The sequence below is a fragment of the Arcicella rigui genome (assembly GCF_034929435.1).
Classification (GTDB): domain Bacteria; phylum Bacteroidota; class Bacteroidia; order Cytophagales; family Spirosomataceae; genus Arcicella; species Arcicella rigui.
Window position 1 is genome coordinate 1 of sequence record NZ_JAYFUM010000019.1, and the last position, 16,480, is coordinate 16,480.

At 35.2% G+C, this 16,480-nt stretch carries 17 protein-coding genes; 11 read left to right on the plus strand and 6 right to left on the minus strand.

Features of this window, described 5'->3' with window-relative positions:
• Window positions 1–170: 170 nt before the first annotated feature.
• Window positions 171–872 carry a hypothetical protein gene (locus tag VB248_RS15530; protein ID WP_323297717.1) on the minus strand — a complete coding sequence of 234 codons (702 nt, stop codon included), beginning with the start codon at window positions 870–872 and terminating at the stop codon, window positions 171–173.
• Window positions 873–1,611: 739 nt separating this feature from the next.
• Between VB248_RS15530 and VB248_RS15535 the strand changes: the two genes are divergently transcribed.
• From VB248_RS15535 to VB248_RS15560, 6 genes are all read left to right on the plus strand, one after another.
• A complete protein-coding gene (locus tag VB248_RS15535) occupies window positions 1,612–2,394 on the plus strand; it encodes a GlsB/YeaQ/YmgE family stress response membrane protein (protein ID WP_323297718.1) in 783 nt (260 codons plus the stop codon).
• A 202-nt stretch (window positions 2,395–2,596) separates the two neighbouring features.
• Window positions 2,597–3,490 carry an Rpn family recombination-promoting nuclease/putative transposase gene (locus tag VB248_RS15540; protein WP_323297719.1) on the plus strand — a complete coding sequence of 298 codons (894 nt, stop codon included), beginning with the start codon at window positions 2,597–2,599 and terminating at the stop codon, window positions 3,488–3,490.
• A 220-nt stretch (window positions 3,491–3,710) separates the two neighbouring features.
• Complete coding sequence (locus tag VB248_RS15545; protein ID WP_323297720.1) at window positions 3,711–4,148, plus strand: VOC family protein; 438 nt, start codon at window positions 3,711–3,713, stop codon at window positions 4,146–4,148.
• A gap of 143 nt (window positions 4,149–4,291) precedes the next feature.
• Complete coding sequence (locus tag VB248_RS15550; protein WP_323297721.1) at window positions 4,292–5,128, plus strand: Rpn family recombination-promoting nuclease/putative transposase; 837 nt, start codon at window positions 4,292–4,294, stop codon at window positions 5,126–5,128.
• 144 nt (window positions 5,129–5,272) lie between these two features.
• Entirely contained in the window at window positions 5,273–5,914 is a 642-nt protein-coding gene (locus tag VB248_RS15555) for a 7-carboxy-7-deazaguanine synthase QueE (RefSeq protein ID WP_407652913.1), read from the plus strand.
• A gap of 302 nt (window positions 5,915–6,216) precedes the next feature.
• Window positions 6,217–8,115: an OmpA family protein gene (locus VB248_RS15560; protein WP_323297722.1), complete on the plus strand. Its 1,899-nt coding sequence runs from the start codon at window positions 6,217–6,219 to the stop codon at window positions 8,113–8,115.
• Between the two features lie 108 nt (window positions 8,116–8,223).
• On the opposite strand, the gene VB248_RS15565 is transcribed toward VB248_RS15560, so the two are convergent.
• From VB248_RS15565 to VB248_RS15585, 5 genes are all read right to left on the minus strand, one after another.
• Complete coding sequence (locus VB248_RS15565) at window positions 8,224–8,958, minus strand: acyl-[acyl-carrier-protein] thioesterase (RefSeq protein WP_323297723.1); 735 nt, start codon at window positions 8,956–8,958, stop codon at window positions 8,224–8,226.
• A gap of 147 nt (window positions 8,959–9,105) precedes the next feature.
• On the minus strand, window positions 9,106–9,834 hold the full coding sequence (locus tag VB248_RS15570; RefSeq protein ID WP_323297724.1) for a carboxypeptidase-like regulatory domain-containing protein: 729 nt from the start codon (window positions 9,832–9,834) through the stop codon (window positions 9,106–9,108).
• A 120-nt stretch (window positions 9,835–9,954) separates the two neighbouring features.
• Entirely contained in the window at window positions 9,955–10,791 is an 837-nt protein-coding gene (locus VB248_RS15575; RefSeq protein ID WP_323297725.1) for a phosphatidate cytidylyltransferase, read from the minus strand.
• Window positions 10,792–10,992: 201 nt separating this feature from the next.
• Entirely contained in the window at window positions 10,993–11,211 is a 219-nt protein-coding gene (locus VB248_RS15580; RefSeq protein ID WP_323297726.1) for a DUF2007 domain-containing protein, read from the minus strand.
• Window positions 11,212–11,336: 125 nt separating this feature from the next.
• Entirely contained in the window at window positions 11,337–12,281 is a 945-nt protein-coding gene (locus VB248_RS15585; protein WP_323297727.1) for a CPBP family intramembrane glutamic endopeptidase, read from the minus strand.
• Between the two features lie 121 nt (window positions 12,282–12,402).
• Between VB248_RS15585 and dusB the strand changes: the two genes are divergently transcribed.
• The 5 genes from dusB to pyrH all read left to right on the plus strand — a co-directional run bounded on the left by dusB (window position 12,403) and on the right by pyrH (window position 16,349).
• Window positions 12,403–13,401, plus strand: coding sequence for a tRNA dihydrouridine synthase DusB (dusB, locus tag VB248_RS15590; RefSeq protein WP_323297728.1), 999 nt, complete (start codon window positions 12,403–12,405; stop codon window positions 13,399–13,401).
• Between the two features lie 102 nt (window positions 13,402–13,503).
• On the plus strand, window positions 13,504–14,064 hold the full coding sequence (locus VB248_RS15595; protein ID WP_323297729.1) for a hypothetical protein: 561 nt from the start codon (window positions 13,504–13,506) through the stop codon (window positions 14,062–14,064).
• Window positions 14,065–15,003: a DMT family transporter gene (locus VB248_RS15600; protein WP_323297730.1), complete on the plus strand. Its 939-nt coding sequence runs from the start codon at window positions 14,065–14,067 to the stop codon at window positions 15,001–15,003.
• 60 nt (window positions 15,004–15,063) lie between these two features.
• Complete coding sequence (locus VB248_RS15605; protein WP_323297731.1) at window positions 15,064–15,561, plus strand: acetyl-CoA carboxylase biotin carboxyl carrier protein subunit; 498 nt, start codon at window positions 15,064–15,066, stop codon at window positions 15,559–15,561.
• Between the two features lie 77 nt (window positions 15,562–15,638).
• Window positions 15,639–16,349: a UMP kinase gene (pyrH, locus tag VB248_RS15610; protein ID WP_323297732.1), complete on the plus strand. Its 711-nt coding sequence runs from the start codon at window positions 15,639–15,641 to the stop codon at window positions 16,347–16,349.
• Window positions 16,350–16,480: the final 131 nt, after the last annotated feature.

Here is a 16,480-nt window from a genome sequence, read left to right on the forward strand (position 1 = left end):
TTATATCTTTGCTGAGTACGTAGTACATAAAAAGGTTGCTTTGGTATGGTTCGCAAAACAAATATCAGCAACCTTTTTTATTTTTAAGCAATACTGTCAAAAAAGTCAAGATGACTTCATTGAATTAAAATGATTTTTTTACGTTTTACTTGAATAAATATCCTTGATTTTTACTGTAACGAAACTGTATAATCGTCTTTACTTCCTTCTATGGTTAGCAGTAATTTCTCGGTAAATTTTACATTACTATCCCAAAACTTATCGCTGCATTGATAGATTTTTGTGCCCACGGGCAGAAATACATAGTTATTTTTAGTCTTACTCAAAGGGCTTGAAAAACCTCTTTGCTTGTCGTTTGCCCAAGGCAATTCATAACGCACATGGGCCATTGAAGGAAACCAAGATGCCCCTTTGATATTGACACCTACCAATTTGATACCCTGTTTCTTGGCAATACTTTCTATGGAATTTTCGTCTTGAATTTTTTCGTGTTGCTTCTGAGTCATTTCTGCTCGAGCAAAGTCTAAATACTGTTCACGAGTAATTTCATAGCTTTGATTGATAAAAAAGACTTTCCCATCATCTTTCTGAGTTACCACACAGAATAACTCTCTCTTACCATTTTTTTCTTGATAAACATACACAGGAGTAGGCAAATTGACAGCGTGCGAAGCCAGTGCATTTAAGCCATAACCGTAGCCACCCGTAATTTTTTGTAATTGCGTATTGTAGCTACTAAAGCCAATCAGTTTGTTTTTGAGCGAAGGATTTTTGATAGTAAAACTCACACGAGCAGGTTCGGTTTGAGCTTTTCCGATGAAAGCAATTAAAAGAGAACAAATAAAAAGAAGTGATTTGATTTGCGTTTTCATTTTTTGAATGTTTAAGAGGTTTATGCCTCGTTGAATTGATGGGTCAAAGTTTGCCCCTCAAAAAACAGAAAACGCCTTAAAACATGATTTAGAACGTCTTGAATGATGATTTGAGACTTTCTTGAATTCGTCAGTTGACTTAAAACATCAAGACATTGCAAAAAATGATTGAGATTTCACTAAATGCAAATGGCAATTATCAAGATTGGAATGGCTTAACACTAAATGCAAGTGTCAATTATAAAGATTGAAAAGGCTTATCACTAAATGTAAGTGGTATATATCAAGATTGAAATGGCTTAACGCTAAAAATAAGTGTCAATTATCAAGATTGAAATGTCTTAACGCTAAATGCAAGTGGCAATTATCAAGATTGAAATGGCTTGTCACTAAAAGTAAGTGACATAACGCCAAAGTAAATAAGGATAACGCTAAGTGTAAGTGACATATATCAAGATTGAAATGGCTTAACGCTAAATGTAAGTGTCAATTATCAAGATTGAAAAGGTTTAACTCTAAAGGTAAGTGCCATAACGCTAAAGTGGATATGGATAACACTAAATAAGGGATAGTGTCGAATTTCGTGTATTTATCAAAACAGATAAATGACTGAATTTTAAGTACTTGAAAATTATACAAAATAAAAATAGGGTTACTTTTGCTAAGTACTTATTTTAACGAAAAACGTAAACTTTTGTATGTTTTCGAGTTAGCTACAATTAAATAAACCTTTCATATAATGAGAAATCTATTTATTATTTTTTTACTACTTCTATTTAATATTTGTTTAGCAAAAATCGCAGTAGATTCAAGTAAAGCGATTCAAATACAAAGACAAAAGATTCCGCAAGTCAAGGTTAATTTGCCCTCAACATTGCAAATCGAAAATGTTTCCAAGCCCCATGACTCTATAAATTATAAAAATATGCCTTGGGTAGTTGCCTTGGTATTAGGTTTTATATCTGCACATGATAAAAATATGCCTTGGATAGTGGCTTTGATAATTGGTATTTTATCCGCTTTTGTAAACTTCTGGATTGGCAACCGACTCAGACTTTCAAATGAAAGTAATCTACAGAAGCAAATAGAGAGCAACGAAAAAAATTTACAGCGTCAAATTGAAACATCAAAAGAAGTCAAGCTTTTAGAATTCAAAGCGACAATTTCTGCAAAGAATAGGCAAGAATGGATTAATGAATTAAGACATACTGTAAGTGACTTTCTATCAATTGCTATGCAGTTAACCCCTGAAGAACATGAAAAATTAGCTGAACTAAGCCCTATTGATAAGAGTAAGTATTGGGACAAGTTTTACTATACAAAAGCTAAAATTGAACTTCTGCTCAATTCAGAAAAAAAAGAACTGAAAGAGGTTTTGGATAAAGTTGAAGCTGTTGTCAATTCATTAACAAATGAAAATGGAGAATCTTGTATAAATATTCGAACTGCAAGAACCGACCTAATATCATCCTCTCGGAAACTATTTGATCTTCATTGGAAAAAAATTAAGAATCTGGAATAACCCTTGCTAACTCTTGTACTGCCTATGTTGTTAATCTTTTCTCACCAACAACACCTGCCTAAACAACGCACCAATTATCAAAGAGATATTAGGTGAGTTGTAGGGAAATCACTGAGCCAAAAAGGCAGGTAGCTACCGCAAAAATACTTATCTACAAACAGATTTCATTTGTAAGTACCTTGATTTTGAGTACCTTTACTTCATGGAAGCACTATACACAGACGACCAAATATTTATCCCGATAATCTCGGATTATGGTTTTAAGGCTACTTTTGGCAATGAGGCAAATACACTTTTTTTGCGTAGGGCTTTACAAGCACTTATCAAGTCAGAAGTGCCAATTAAAGAGGTTAAATTTGACAAAAACACCTTTGAGGGTATCACTCAAGACGGAAGAAGTGGTATTTTTGATTTGGCTTGCACGGATGAAAATGATAACCATTTCATTGTAGAAATGCAGTATGGTGATGCACCTTATTTTGTACAACGCATGAAGTTTTATGCTTTGCACAAGTTTAATGCAATGGTAAAACGTGGGAAGTTTGACTATGGAACACTGACCAAAATCTTTTGTGTAGCAATTCTGGCAAGCGATATTCTACCATATTATCAATTTCATACCATTGCGAATCTACGAAATGAACAAGGCGAACTTTTTGATGATCAAATGACTTTTATCACAGTAGAATTAGATAAATTTACTTTGCAAGAGATTGATTGCCAAACAGATTTACAAAAACTGATTTATACGATGAAGACGATACATACTCATACATTTACCAATCCTATACAATTTCCCAAATTTTGGGATGAGGATTGGCTTAAAGTAGCCATTGACGAATTGGACAGTCGTAAAATGACACCTGACGCAAAGGCTTCATTAGAGATTTTGATTGCTCGTAACGCTGAATCTGTAAAAGCAGAGAGTAGGAAAATTAAAGAGGCAGAGGATAGAAAAGAAAAGGCTGTAAAAATAGAAACAGTTAAAAATGGTTTATCAATGGGTTTAACCATTGAACAATGTGCGAAATTATCAAATGTATCCGAGGACTTTGTTTTATCTGTTCAGCGACAAGTTGCTGGAAACTGCCCCTAATTAGTCCAAGCCACAGGCTTGAACCAGTTATTGATAATTTTCTTCATCAAAGAAAAAATAATCTTAATAGAACGACGGATGCTCTTTTTAATTTAAGTCGTCGTAGGAGAGTCCCCAACTAATTGTTTGGCACAAAGAACCTCTTTTTTGTCGCTTTTAGACCTTGTTTATTGAGTGTTAAAGTTTAGGTTTGTGTATAGAGAATTTAACTTATAAAACTATGGCACTCATCAATCCTCACATTAACTTTAACGGAAATGCCGAAGAAGCATTTAACTTTTACAAATCAGTATTTGGCGGAGAATTCGCAACAATTGTGCGTTTCAAAGACCTTGCTGGGCCTGAATTTACCGTCTCAGAGCATGAAGCCAACAAAATAATGCACATTGCTTTGCCGATTGGCAAAAACGTTCTGATGGCTAATGATGTTCCCGAAATTATGGGACGCACAAACGAGAATGAGCATAGAAGTAAAATTTCAATCAGTGCAGAAAGCAAAGAAGAAGCCGATAAATTATTTAACGGACTTTCAGCAGGTGGACAAATTGAAATGCCTATTGCCGACAGTCCTTGGGGTTCATACTTTGGGATGTTTAGAGACAAATACGGAATAGAATGGATGGTAGATTTTGACCCAAATTATCAAGGACAGATTTAACCAAATTCCGCTTTTGATTTCTATAATAAAAATAGCTCATTAGTTCCGTTAATTTTTACTCGTGCCACTATTTACCAAAGATACCCTTGAAAAAAATCCAATAACGCAATCGAAGTTTTGTAACTTTACCAAAAATATTTAGTATGGCAAAGTATCTCAATCCTTATACTGATTTCGGTTTCAAAAAACTTTTTGGAGAAGAAGGTAACAGAGACCTTTTGATTGATTTTCTTAATCAATTATTGCCACCACATCATCAAATCGCAGACCTGAATTTTCGTAATCCAGAAAATTTAGCAGATTTATCGGCGGAGAGAAAAGCCATTTTTGATATTCATTGTAAAGCACTTTCAGGCGAAAGATTTATCGTAGAAATGCAAAAAGCCAAAGTAAAATACTTCAAAGATAGAAGTTTATTTTACGTTACTTTTCCTATCAGAGACCAAGCTCAACAAGGAGATTGGAACTTTAAATTAGAGCCTATTTATTTTGTGGCTATCCTTGATTTTGAGTATGATGAGTCTGAGGAAAGACGCAAATTTAGGCGTGATGTGGCTTTGAAAGACCAAGATGGAGATATGTTTTTTGACAAATTGCATTTTAAGTTTTTGCAAATGCCTTTGTTCAACAAAAAAGAAAACGAGTTAGCAACTAAATTTGATAAGTGGTGCTACTTTCTGAAAAACTTAGAAAGCTTTGACCATATTCCGAACATTCTCAATGAACCAATTTTCCAAAAAGCCTTTGGAACAGCCGAATTAGCAAATCTGAGTGCCGAACAAAGAGCTATTTACGAAGAAAACCTCATTCAATACTGGGGTATGAAAAGTGCTTTAGAGACAGCAGTTGAGGAACGAGAGTTTGAAATTGCGAAAATTATGTTAGCGGACAACGAGCCCAACGAAAGAATAGTTAAATATACAGGCTTAACAGTTGAACAAATAGAAAGGTTACGTGCTGAACTGAAAAAACAAAACTGATGATAATACCATGAGTTTTAAATTCATCTACAATAAATCATCAATACCTTCAAATCCAACCCTTTTACAGCTTTCAAACTCCAACAACAATTTACTGAGGGAAATGTGCTAATTTTGTGTTTGTATTTTACTTACATTACACGCATGACAAAAGAGCAAAACGATATAGCAATTCTTCCTTTCAATCAATCACTTCCTACGATGGAAGCCTTTTATACGCTTCAAGGCGAAGGTTTTCATCAAGGTAGAGCCGCTTATTTTATCCGCTTGGGCGGTTGTGATGTGGGCTGTCACTGGTGCGATGTGAAAGAATCTTGGGATATAAACGCACATCCAAAATTAAGTATTAGTCAAATTGTGGCGGATGCTTCTGCTTACGAAGGACGCTTGGCGGTAATTACAGGTGGTGAGCCTTTGATGCACAACTTAGATGAACTCACCGAAGCTTTGCATCAAGCAGGTTTTGAAACCAATATCGAAACATCAGGCGTTTGCGAACAAGTAACTGGTGCGTGGGATTGGATTTGTTTTTCTCCTAAAAAATTCAAATCGCCTAATCCTGATATTTATCCTAAAGCCAACGAGTTAAAAGTAATCATTTTCAACCAATCAGATTTTGAATGGGCTGAAAGCTTTGCCTCTGTGGTTTCGCCCGATTGTATGCTCTACCTTCAACCCGAATGGAGTAGAATGGAACAAATGCTTCCGCAAATCATAGAGTACATCAAGAACAATCCGAAATGGAGAATTTCGTTACAAGTACATAAGTTTATGGATATTCCATAGTAATTATGAGTGCTGAATTGTGAGTGAGGAATTTTAATTTTATATCTTTGATTTTCAGTTAGATATACAAATGTAGGCTATCCGTTTCATTTGAGATTATACATAATCAAATGAATTAAAAGAGTATCATTAGTTGTTAAAAATGTTTCTTTTCATTAGTGTGCGACTTTAAGTCGCACACTAATGAGTTTATCTTTGAGTAATCGTTTTATTCCTAAAAACTTTTATTTTTCACTTAACATTAACTAAACCTTTGTCGTTTTTGTAAAATAAATTCTTTTGTTCTATTAAATTTTCCAGACATGAGATTCCTTTTTTTGCTCTTCTTTTTTACTAATTTCTCCTTCTTTATTAAAGCTCAGAATACGCTGTCTTCCACTAACAAAAAAGCAATTGACGCTTACCAAAATGCCTTAAAGGCGTTGCAAGAAAGAGATTTAGAAACGGCTTATAATGAGTTTGAAGAGGCCATTGAAAGAGACAAATTATTTGCTGAACCTTATTTTCATTTAGGAAAATTATACGAACAAAGTCGCCAATTTGGCAATGCCATCCTAAACTATGAAAAGGCAGTAAATGCTCAAGAAAAAAGCTCGGTTACAGAAATCGCTTCTCAGCAATTGGGACAATTGTACCTTAAAAAAGGCGATTACCAAAAAGCTTTGGGGTATTTAGAAAAAGGGCTTCCTGCGGTTACGGCTTCCAACCAAAAAAGATATTTGGCTCGTTTAGAAAGCTGTAAGTTTGCTCTCAAATCTTTAGAAAACCCTCTAAAAATTGTACCAGTTGGACTGCCAAAAACTGTCAATCGTTTCGATTCCCAATACTTCCCCGTACTTTCTGCCGACCGTGAAACGCTGATTTTTACAGGTCAACAAGATAAAGATGAAAACCTTTATCAATCTGTTTTCAAAGACAGTACTTGGTCTGTGCCAGTTTCTATTTCTGATAAAATCAATACCCTCGAAAATGAAGGAACGGCTTCAATTTCTGCTGATGGTAGGACTTTAGTTTTTACTTCTTGCGGAGGCAGAAGAGGCTTTGGAAGTTGCGATTTATTCATTGCTTACAAAGAAGGAAATGATTGGTCGTCACCACAAAATTTAGGGCCAAATATCAATTCTGGCGAATGGGAATCTCAGCCTTCGCTTTCTGCAGATGGACGAACGCTGTACTTTGTTTCGGATAGAAAAGGAAGTATCGGCAAAAGAGATATTTGGGTGACTAAATTAGATTCAATGAATGTCTGGACGAAAGCACAAAATCTTGGCAATGTCATCAACACCAGCGAAGACGACCTTTCGCCTTTTATTCATGCCAATGGAAAAACGCTTTTTTTCTCTTCCGAAGGACACGTAGGCATGGGCGGATTGGATTTGTTTTTTACTGAAAATCAGCAAAATCAATGGACAAAACCTGTGAACTTGGGTTTCCCGCTAAATACCAATGAAGACCAAGTCGCTTTTTTCATTACTTCCGATAGCAAAAAGGCTTATTACTCTTTAGAAAGAAGTCAGGATGATAGAGTGCGTCGCTCTAAAATTGTTGAAATTGTTTTACCCGAAAACTTCCAACAACAATTTAAGTCCACTTATTTCTTAAAAGGAATTGTGTTTGATGCCAAAACCAAACAAAAGCTTTCGGCTGAAATTGAATTAATTTCGCTAAAAACACAGGAAAAAGTAGGACTTTTTAAGGCTGATGCACAAACAGGAAATTATACTTTTGTCTTGGAAAATGGCGGATCTTATGCCGTTTTCGTTAATAAAAAAGGGTATTTTTTCAAGAGTATGAATTTTGATTTTTCTGAAATATCTGGCACAGATAAAGTACTCGACATTCCGCTTGAACCGATTCAGAAAAATAGTAAAGAGATTTTAAACAACATCTTTTTCGATACTGGAAAATGGGAGTTACAAGAAGCATCAAGAATTGAATTAGATAAATTGACGCTTTTGCTGAATGAAAATAAAGACCTGCCGATTGAAATTTCTGGTCATACCGACGACGTTGGAAAGGATACTGAAAATTTAGTTTTATCACAAAAAAGAGCAAAATCCGTTCGTGATTATTTAATACAAAAAGGTATCAATCCTGCTATGGTAAAATCAGAAGGTTATGGGAAAAGCAAGCCAATTTTACCCAATACTTCTGCCGAAAATCGTAAATTGAATAGGAGAATTGAAATAAAGTTTTTGTAGCTATGAGCTTTTAGCTATGAGCGGTGAGCCTTGAGTTTTATTTTTTGAAAATATTAAGCTCACAGCTCAAGGCTCAAAGCTCAAAGCTCAAAGCTCAAAGCTAAATATCTACACCCCCCAAACCGTTTCGCCCGTAACCAATTCTAAGCCATTCTGATTCACCATTTTATGTACAAAGCCCTCGCCAATTTGTTGACTTTGAGTAATGATTTTGTCGCCAAAAATACTTTCATTTTTGAAGATAATATCAAAGGTTTTCAGTACGCCCTCATTCAATACTTTAGTTGGCACACTTTCCATCAACCATTCTACATAGCGGTTATTGTTGGCGTGTTGGTTTGAATCAATATCATGCCAACGAATATCAAAAGCTCTTTGAGTCTCGACCTGAGTAAGCTGTGGAATTTTTCCAGATATTTTCTGTACTTTTTCTTCCGTAGTACAAATGGGCGTGATGGCTCGCATCCAATCTGGCACAGAAGTAATACGACGGCGAGAAATATCTATCAAACCAAACAAAGCGTTGGCTCTGATAATTTCATTGCCATTGGTATCGTAAACCTTAAAATCTCGATAATAAAAGTACTTGTCAATTTCTTGAATGTAAGTTTTTACAAGTACAGTTTCATCATAAGAAGGTAGTTTTTGAATCCAAATTTTTAGTCTTGAAAGTACCCAAGTAATATTGTGTTGTGCTGTTAAGTCTGGAGCAGATACATTTGCCACAACGGAATGTCGCCAAGCCATTTCTTGGAAAAGTCCATTTAAGGCTGGAATTGTCAGATTAGCATGAGCATCTACTTCAGTAATTCTAATTCTATAAGATTCGGTAATAAAATCCAATTTAGTTTATGTTATATGGTTAATTTCAATCAAAAAAAATTCCAGAAAATAGTTCAATCAGAACCATCCTTCTGGAATTTTTACAAATGATAAATGCTATGGTAAATACTGGAAAATCTTTTTTACAGAGCAAAATATTAATAAAATCTAATTTCCAGTTTTTTGTTCTTTTAAGAATTTTTGTCGAGAAATACCTTCAGTAGGAGCGTCTTCGTAAGCTTTTTTATAGTCGTCTCGTTTCAAATCTCCATTTTTGATTGACTTAATAAAGTTCATCCAAGCAAAAGGGTTTGTCAAAGCCATAACTGGACTTTGGTAAAAACCTCTGTTGGTTGCGGCATAAGTCATTTGGTCAGAGAAGTTTCTAAAATTTCCTGCACCACTCAATCCCGCTCTCATTGCCAATACATTCAACTTCGATTGTTCAAGATTTTTTGCCAAAGCTCTTCTTCCTGCTTCATTTTCCAATTTCATGTCCAAGAAAGCTTTCTTAAATTCATCCTCAGTTCTGTAAGGATAAATTTTTACTTCTGCCAATAGCTTAGAATCTTCGGTCATGAAAATCGTAGCAACGTGCGAAAAGTCATTGGTACGAGGAATGATATAGTATTTCTTTTTGTAACCCACATACGAAAATACTACACTGTCACCGGGATAAACATACAAGGAGAAATTACCAAAATCATCAGTAAGCGTACCTCTTCCCGACTGTGGATTGAAGACGTAGGCATTTGGTAAAAACTCTGAGCTACGGTCTGCTACTACTCGTCCTGAAAATACGACGGACTTATCTTGCCCTTGCCCAAAACTTGAGGAGAAGTTAGAAAGACAAATAATAATAGCAATGATAAATATGTGTTTTAACTTTAGTAACATCGTTTCACTTTCTGAGTTGAATTTTATGCAAACTTACTCAATTTAACGTTTCTAAGTGATTCTGCTGTATGGCTTTAACAGTTTTTAACGTTTTGCAATTTATCAAATATTTTTAAAAAACTATGGGAAAAGTTTTAAAAATGTAATAATAAATGGAATGGATAGGAGTAAACCGTCAAATCTATCTAAAAAGCCACCGTGCCCTGGAATTGTAGAGGCCGAATCTTTTATTTTAATACTTCTTTTAAAGAGCGATTCTACCAAATCACCATACGTACCAGCTACCACTATAATAGCTCCACAGCCAAACCATTGCCATTCTAAGAGGTCGTTGAAGTACTTCGAAAGAATAAAAGCAACCAGCATTGATGATAGAAAACCACCGACACTTCCTTCCCAAGATTTCTTGGGTGATACTCTTTCAAATAACTTAGTTTTCCCGAATTTTGTTCCGGCAAAGTACGCACCTGTATCACTCGCCCATAGTAAAAACAAACAACCAAGAGGACGTTGCCAGCTAAAAGTAGTACTTGTTAGAAATGCCAAAATGATAATTAAAGCAAAAGGCAAGGCTACATAAATAACGCCCAAAAATGTATAAGCAATATTTTTAAATGGCTTTTCGTCTTGAGATTTATATAATTTGATGAAGAAAATCAGCGTCATCAAAGGTGATAAAATGTAATAATTACTTTCGTGGATAATTCCTTTCTCAATCAAAAAAGTAATTGTAACCAAGGCAAAACCACAGAGAGTACCATAATAAGTAAGTGGTTCGTCGCCGTCGAGCCCCAAGAGTTTATAAAATTCAAGTTGTGCTAAAACAGCAATAATAGCAAAAAGTCCAAAGAACGTCCAATCGCTAAAAACTATACAAAATATCAAAAAAGGAACAGCCACAACGGCTGCAATCACCCTTTGTGCTAAATTTGACATTCCTTGTAATTTTTTATTCATACTGATTATCTATTTATTTTGTTTATTTCTGGTTGAGTAAATTTGCTTTAGTATAATATGCTTTAAGCTATATGCAGTAGGCTTTAGGCAATGATATTTTATCACAGGTTCTGATTTTAGATTTCAGATGTCGGATATAAGGTAAATCAAATGTTTATCTAATCTCCGAAATCAGAAATCCTAAATCCGAAAAATGATACATCACTCATAATTTTCTAATCCTGCTTCATTATCCAATAAAAACTTTGCTAACACGGCATTTTGTAAATGTACATATACTTCACAAATACCTATTAAATATGAACTATCTCTTTTGCTAATCACAACGGCATCAATTTGGTGTTCGTCAACCAAAAAAGCTTTTGCTAATTCTGCTTTAAAAGGATTTGTAGATTCATAAATTTTCTTCCAGTCGTTCATGTTTTTCAGTAATTAGCAAAAAGTGATTGGTGATTAGTATTTTATGTGTCTAATAATCAGCTATTTACATAAATTAAAAACGTAACTTAACTTGTGTCCATTACTTTAACAAAGCTTCACGAATTTTAAGCTGGCTTATTTTTTTTATCTTTCTGAAGTCCGTACATCCAAAACCATCTAAGTAAAAAAATGGTAAGTAAAGCCGAAACCAAAGCCATTGTTACAGGTACTGAATCTGTTTTTTCAATATCGGTTTTGGTTACTTTCATTTGATAAAGATAGCTCATCAAAAGCGTAAAACCATTATTTACAAAGTGTGCAAACATTGAAAGCCAAAGATTTTGTGTCCAGTAATACAAGTAGCCAAACATTGCACCAAGCAACATTCTTGGAATAAATCCATAAAATTGTAAATGGATAAAACTAAACCAAAATGCCGCAAACCAAATAGCAATATGTGGATTTTTGAAGGCTTTCCATGCCAAATTTTGTAAAACTCCTCTGAAAAGAAATTCTTCGCTAATGCCAGCAAACACGGCAACTACCAACATTGCAAGCATAAACTGTGTCGGATTCTGAAAAGAAGTAAGGAATTTAGTAAGTTCCCCTGTGGCTTTTTCAGAATTTTTCATCCATTCTTCAATCCCTTTTAAAGATTCTGGTAAAACCATTTTTTGATTCAATTCAATAAAAATAGCATCAAATGGCATGAAGCCAATCACTAATATCGCTACGGTAAAGAGTACCGATAAATTAGTACTATGGAAACTTAAAGTACTAATGTCTTGTTTTTCAATGACGTACCAGTAAAAAAGAGAAGATGCTACAAATGGAATTGGGGTTGAAAAAGTTTGAAGGAGCATCAAACCAACATAAGCATTCGGGAAATCTTTGAGGTGCTGCTGGGCAAGTAAGGCTTTTTGAAGTGAGACGCCATTAAGCCAAGAAAAGGCCAATATCCCAACCATTGAGCCGACAAACATAAAAATTAGGGTCAATCCTACCAAAATCATTAGTTTGGCAATGAGTGGTCGGTCGGTTTGTGCTTTAAAAGTATCGAATTCTGTCATAATGGTTGTAAATTTACGTAAAAATTAGCAGTGAACAATTAACCAAAGAAGCTAAACTCTTGTTTGTTAGACATTGACAAGGGTAAACTTTTTTCGTGGAAAGTATAATAGATTGATAAAGATGGTAAAGATTAAAGACATAGAATTAGGAGAATTTCCTTTGTTATTAGCCCCAATGGAAGATGTTTCAGACCCTCCGTTTCGTGCAGTTTGTAAAGAAAAAGGAGCAGATTTGATGTACACAGAATTTGTTTCTTCAGAAGGACTTATTCGTGATGCGGCAAAATCTTTACAAAAATTAGACATTTTTGAGTACGAACGTCCAATAGGTATTCAACTTTTTGGCTCTGATATTGAAACCATGAGAGCTTGCGGAGAAATTGCCACCAAAGCAGGTCCAGATTTGATAGATATTAATTATGGCTGTCCGGTAAAACAAGTGGCTTGCCGTGGAGCAGGAGCGGCACTTTTGCAGGATATTCCTAAAATGGTAAGCATGACCAAAGCCGTTGTAGAATCTACACACTTGCCTGTTACGGTAAAAACTCGTTTAGGTTGGGACGATTCTACCAAAAATATCGAAGATGTAGCCGAACGTCTTCAAGATATTGGTATTGAGGCTCTTACGATTCACGGACGTACAAGAGTACAAATGTATAAAGGCGATGCCGACTGGCGTTTGATTGCCAAAGTAAGAGAAAATCCAAGAATTAGAATTCCTATTTTTGGCAATGGCGATATTGATTCTCCAGAAAAGGCTTTAGAATATCGCAATCGTTATGGCGTTGATGGTATTATGATTGGGCGTGCCGCTATCGGTTATCCTTGGATTTTCAATGAAATCAAGCATTATTTCAAAACAGGAGAGCATCTTGCTCCGCCAACGATTGATGATAGAATTGATGTTTGTAAAAAACATTTAGATTTTAGTATTCGTTGGAAAGGCGAGTATGTGGGCATCGTTGAGATGAGAAGACATTACGCTAATTATTTCAAGGGCTTATCGCATTTTAAAGAATTTAGAATGAGATTAGTAACATCCATGAATTATGAAGAAATTCTTGATATTTTAAGAGAAGTATCTGTTTTTTATAGTCAAAACGAAGTCGTTTTGGCATAAAACTTTTTCACCTATCAAAAGAAGAATCAAAAGCTTTTGATAGGTGTTTTTTTAGCATCATTTTTGCCTAATAGTAGTCTATTCATCTAAAATGTTATCCCATTGAAATTTCTTACTTTTTTACTAATCCTTACTTTATTCAGCAGTAAAACGCTATTGGCACAGCAAGAAGATAAGTCGCCAAAGTACTTGAGTGTAGCTACTGGTAATGACAATAATACCGAAAAGGCGGATAGAATTCTGGCTACTAAGCCCAGTTTTATCAGCGTTGCTCTTGAAAAACGCTTACCTAAAAGCGAGCTTTATGGTATTGGTCTCTACGCCCAACACTTCAATACTGAGTACGAAAACTATAATCATCTTTCTTTTCGGGGTTATCAACATTTTGGTGATGTACGAAATGCTCATGCTGGTAATATCGACCCTTACATTGGTGTAATGGTAGGTTTAGATTTTTGGCAAAGTACCATGAAACCTGCTTTGGGTATTTTCGGTGGCTTGCGATTGATGCTAACGACTACGTTGGGAGTTCATGCCGAAATCGCTTCGGTTTCGTCGGGTTTCAATAATAGCCTGACTACCCAAGTGGGTATTACTACTTGTTTTTTGAAATCAGATAAAAAGAAACCCAAGAAGTATTATTCAAAATGCCCTAAATTCTAATTGTTTCAGAAACTTTATATTTTTGTGGCTGGTTATCTTTTTATGAAAACAAACCTTACCACTGCTTCAAAAACACAACACCCCTTGTTAGTTTGGGGATTATTAGCACTTCTCGCCCTTATTTGGGGAAGTTCATTCATTTTAGTTAAAAAAAGTTTAGCGGTTTTTGCTCCAGCCGAAGTTGGGTCAATTCGTATTTTCGCTGCTTTTTGTTTTTTCCTTCCTTTTTTTCTGGTCAAGCTCAAAAAAATCCCTTTCAACAAGTTTCAATACTTTTTGTTAGCAGGACTTTTAGGAAATCTTTTGCCAGCCTACCTATTTTCTTGGGCAGGCTCAAAATTAGACAGTGGCGTTTCGGGGGCATTAAACTCTACAACTCCTTTGTTTACATTGATTGTCGGGGCAATTTTCTTTAGAAACAAAATTACGCAACGCCAAAGTATAGGTATCGTGTTGGGTTTTGTGGGTGCTTTATTATTGATTTTGGCAGGAGCGAGTGGCTTTCATGTGAATGCTTATGCTTTTTTTGTGATTATGGCTACGCTTTTGTATGGCATTAATTTGAATCTTACCAAGAAATTCCTCACAGGTTTAGGCATAGATTCTTTCTTGATTACTACTTGTATTTTTATGACCATTGGCCCAATTGCAGGAACAGTACTTTTTTCTGGTGATTTTATTCCGAAATTACAGCAAGAAGGAGCGATTCAAGCAATGGTATTTGCCATGTTGTTGGGTGTTTTGGGTTCTGCAATCGCTATGGTGCTTTTCAATCGACTGATTCAAATGACCAGTGCTGTACTTGCCAGTTCGGTAACTTATCTGATTCCAATCGTTGCTATCCTTTGGGGTGTATTGGACGGCGAAGCTATACTATTTCAGCATTATTTAGGCATGAGCGTAATTCTAATTGGTGTATATTTGGTGAACAAATCATAGAATTTTTTGTACGTTTTTTCTAAGGAAACAAATTTCACTAAAAAACCAACCTTAAAGATTATGCTTAAAGCCTTAGTCAACCAGCAAACGTTCGATATTATTTCGGATAAATCAGGAACAAGTATCAACGGTACGCCACTCGAATGGGACATTTTAGAAGTCCGAAATAATATCTTCCATATTCTTTTTCAGAATCGTTCTTACAACGCTGAAGTACTTGAAGCAGACTATCAAACAAAGTCATTTTTATTGAAAATCAATAGAAATCAGTACTTGGTGAATGTAAAAGACCGTTTTGATATACTTTTAGAACAGCTTGGTATGGCAAATGCTGGTTCGGCAAAAGTGAATGATTTGAAAGCTCCAATGCCCGGTTTGATTGTTTCTATCCAAGTACAAGTAGGGGATAGCATCAAAAAAGGAGACTCACTTTTGATTTTGGAAGCCATGAAAATGGAAAACGTTCTGAAAGCAACAGGTGAAGGCAAAATCAAAAATATTAAAGTGAATCCTCGCCAAAACGTAGAGAAAAACCAAGTATTGATAGAGTTTGAATAATGCGGGTTTGAAAGAAGAATTTAGGGATGGAATGAAAAAAAAGTATATCTTTGTCCCCGAAAAAAAAACCTTAAATCATGGACAAACCGAAGTACAAACGAATTCTCCTAAAACTATCAGGCGAGGCTCTTAGTTCAGACAATGAAGTAATCGACCCAACCATTTTACAGCAATATGCCCTTGAAATTAAAAAAGTAAAAGAATTGGGTGTAGAGGTAGCCATTGTAATTGGCGGTGGTAATATTTTCCGTGGAGCGGCAGCAGCAAAAGCAGGTATTGACCGTGTTCAAGGCGATTATATGGGAATGCTTGCCACGGTAATCAACGCTATGGCTATTCAGGGTTCTCTTGAGAAAAATGGAATGTTGACTCGTTTACAAACGGCTATTAAAATGGATGCAGTATGCGAGCCTTTCATTCGTCGTAGAGCTATCCGTCATTTAGAAAAAGGTAGAGTAGTTATTTTTGGTGCAGGAACAGGAAACCCCTATTTTACAACTGATTCAACTGCGGCTTTACGTGCTACTGAAATCGAAGCAGATGTAGTATTAAAAGGTACTCGTGTAGATGGTGTTTACACCGCTGACCCAGAAAAAGACCCAACTGCTACTCGCTATGAAAATCTTTCTTTTGCTGAAGCCATCAGTAAAGGTTTAAAAATTATGGATACTACGGCATTTACTTTATGCCAAGAAAATAAAGTTCCTATCATTGTATTCGATATGAACAAACCTGATAATTTATTTGCTTTAGCAAAAGGAGAAGCAGTCGGAACATTAATTAGTTAAGTAATGATTAGGAAAATTGATTGGTGATTAGTTTTTTAATCGTCAGCCATTTACATGAATCAAAAACAAAATCTAAATTGTATTCATTACTTAGTTAAAGATTGTTCTTTCATAAAATCTGAAATCCCCAA

What these genes read in the sequence shown, in the direction of transcription:
- VB248_RS15530 (WP_323297717.1), bottom strand. Translation starts at nt 872, where the DNA reads ATGAAAACGCAAATCAAATCACTTCTTTTTATTTGTTCTCTTTTAATT.
- VB248_RS15535 (WP_323297718.1), top strand. Translation starts at nt 1,612, where the DNA reads ATGAGAAATCTATTTATTATTTTTTTACTACTTCTATTTAATATTTGT.
- VB248_RS15540 (WP_323297719.1), top strand. Translation starts at nt 2,597, where the DNA reads ATGGAAGCACTATACACAGACGACCAAATATTTATCCCGATAATCTCG.
- VB248_RS15545 (WP_323297720.1), top strand. Translation starts at nt 3,711, where the DNA reads ATGGCACTCATCAATCCTCACATTAACTTTAACGGAAATGCCGAAGAA.
- VB248_RS15550 (WP_323297721.1), top strand. Translation starts at nt 4,292, where the DNA reads ATGGCAAAGTATCTCAATCCTTATACTGATTTCGGTTTCAAAAAACTT.
- VB248_RS15555 (WP_407652913.1), top strand. Translation starts at nt 5,273, where the DNA reads ATGACAAAAGAGCAAAACGATATAGCAATTCTTCCTTTCAATCAATCA.
- VB248_RS15560 (WP_323297722.1), top strand. Translation starts at nt 6,217, where the DNA reads ATGAGATTCCTTTTTTTGCTCTTCTTTTTTACTAATTTCTCCTTCTTT.
- VB248_RS15570 (WP_323297724.1), bottom strand. Translation starts at nt 9,834, where the DNA reads ATGTTACTAAAGTTAAAACACATATTTATCATTGCTATTATTATTTGT.
- VB248_RS15575 (WP_323297725.1), bottom strand. Translation starts at nt 10,791, where the DNA reads ATGAATAAAAAATTACAAGGAATGTCAAATTTAGCACAAAGGGTGATT.
- VB248_RS15580 (WP_323297726.1), bottom strand. Translation starts at nt 11,211, where the DNA reads ATGAACGACTGGAAGAAAATTTATGAATCTACAAATCCTTTTAAAGCA.
- VB248_RS15585 (WP_323297727.1), bottom strand. Translation starts at nt 12,281, where the DNA reads ATGACAGAATTCGATACTTTTAAAGCACAAACCGACCGACCACTCATT.
- dusB (WP_323297728.1), top strand. Translation starts at nt 12,403, where the DNA reads ATGGTAAAGATTAAAGACATAGAATTAGGAGAATTTCCTTTGTTATTA.
- VB248_RS15605 (WP_323297731.1), top strand. Translation starts at nt 15,064, where the DNA reads ATGCTTAAAGCCTTAGTCAACCAGCAAACGTTCGATATTATTTCGGAT.
- pyrH (WP_323297732.1), top strand. Translation starts at nt 15,639, where the DNA reads ATGGACAAACCGAAGTACAAACGAATTCTCCTAAAACTATCAGGCGAG.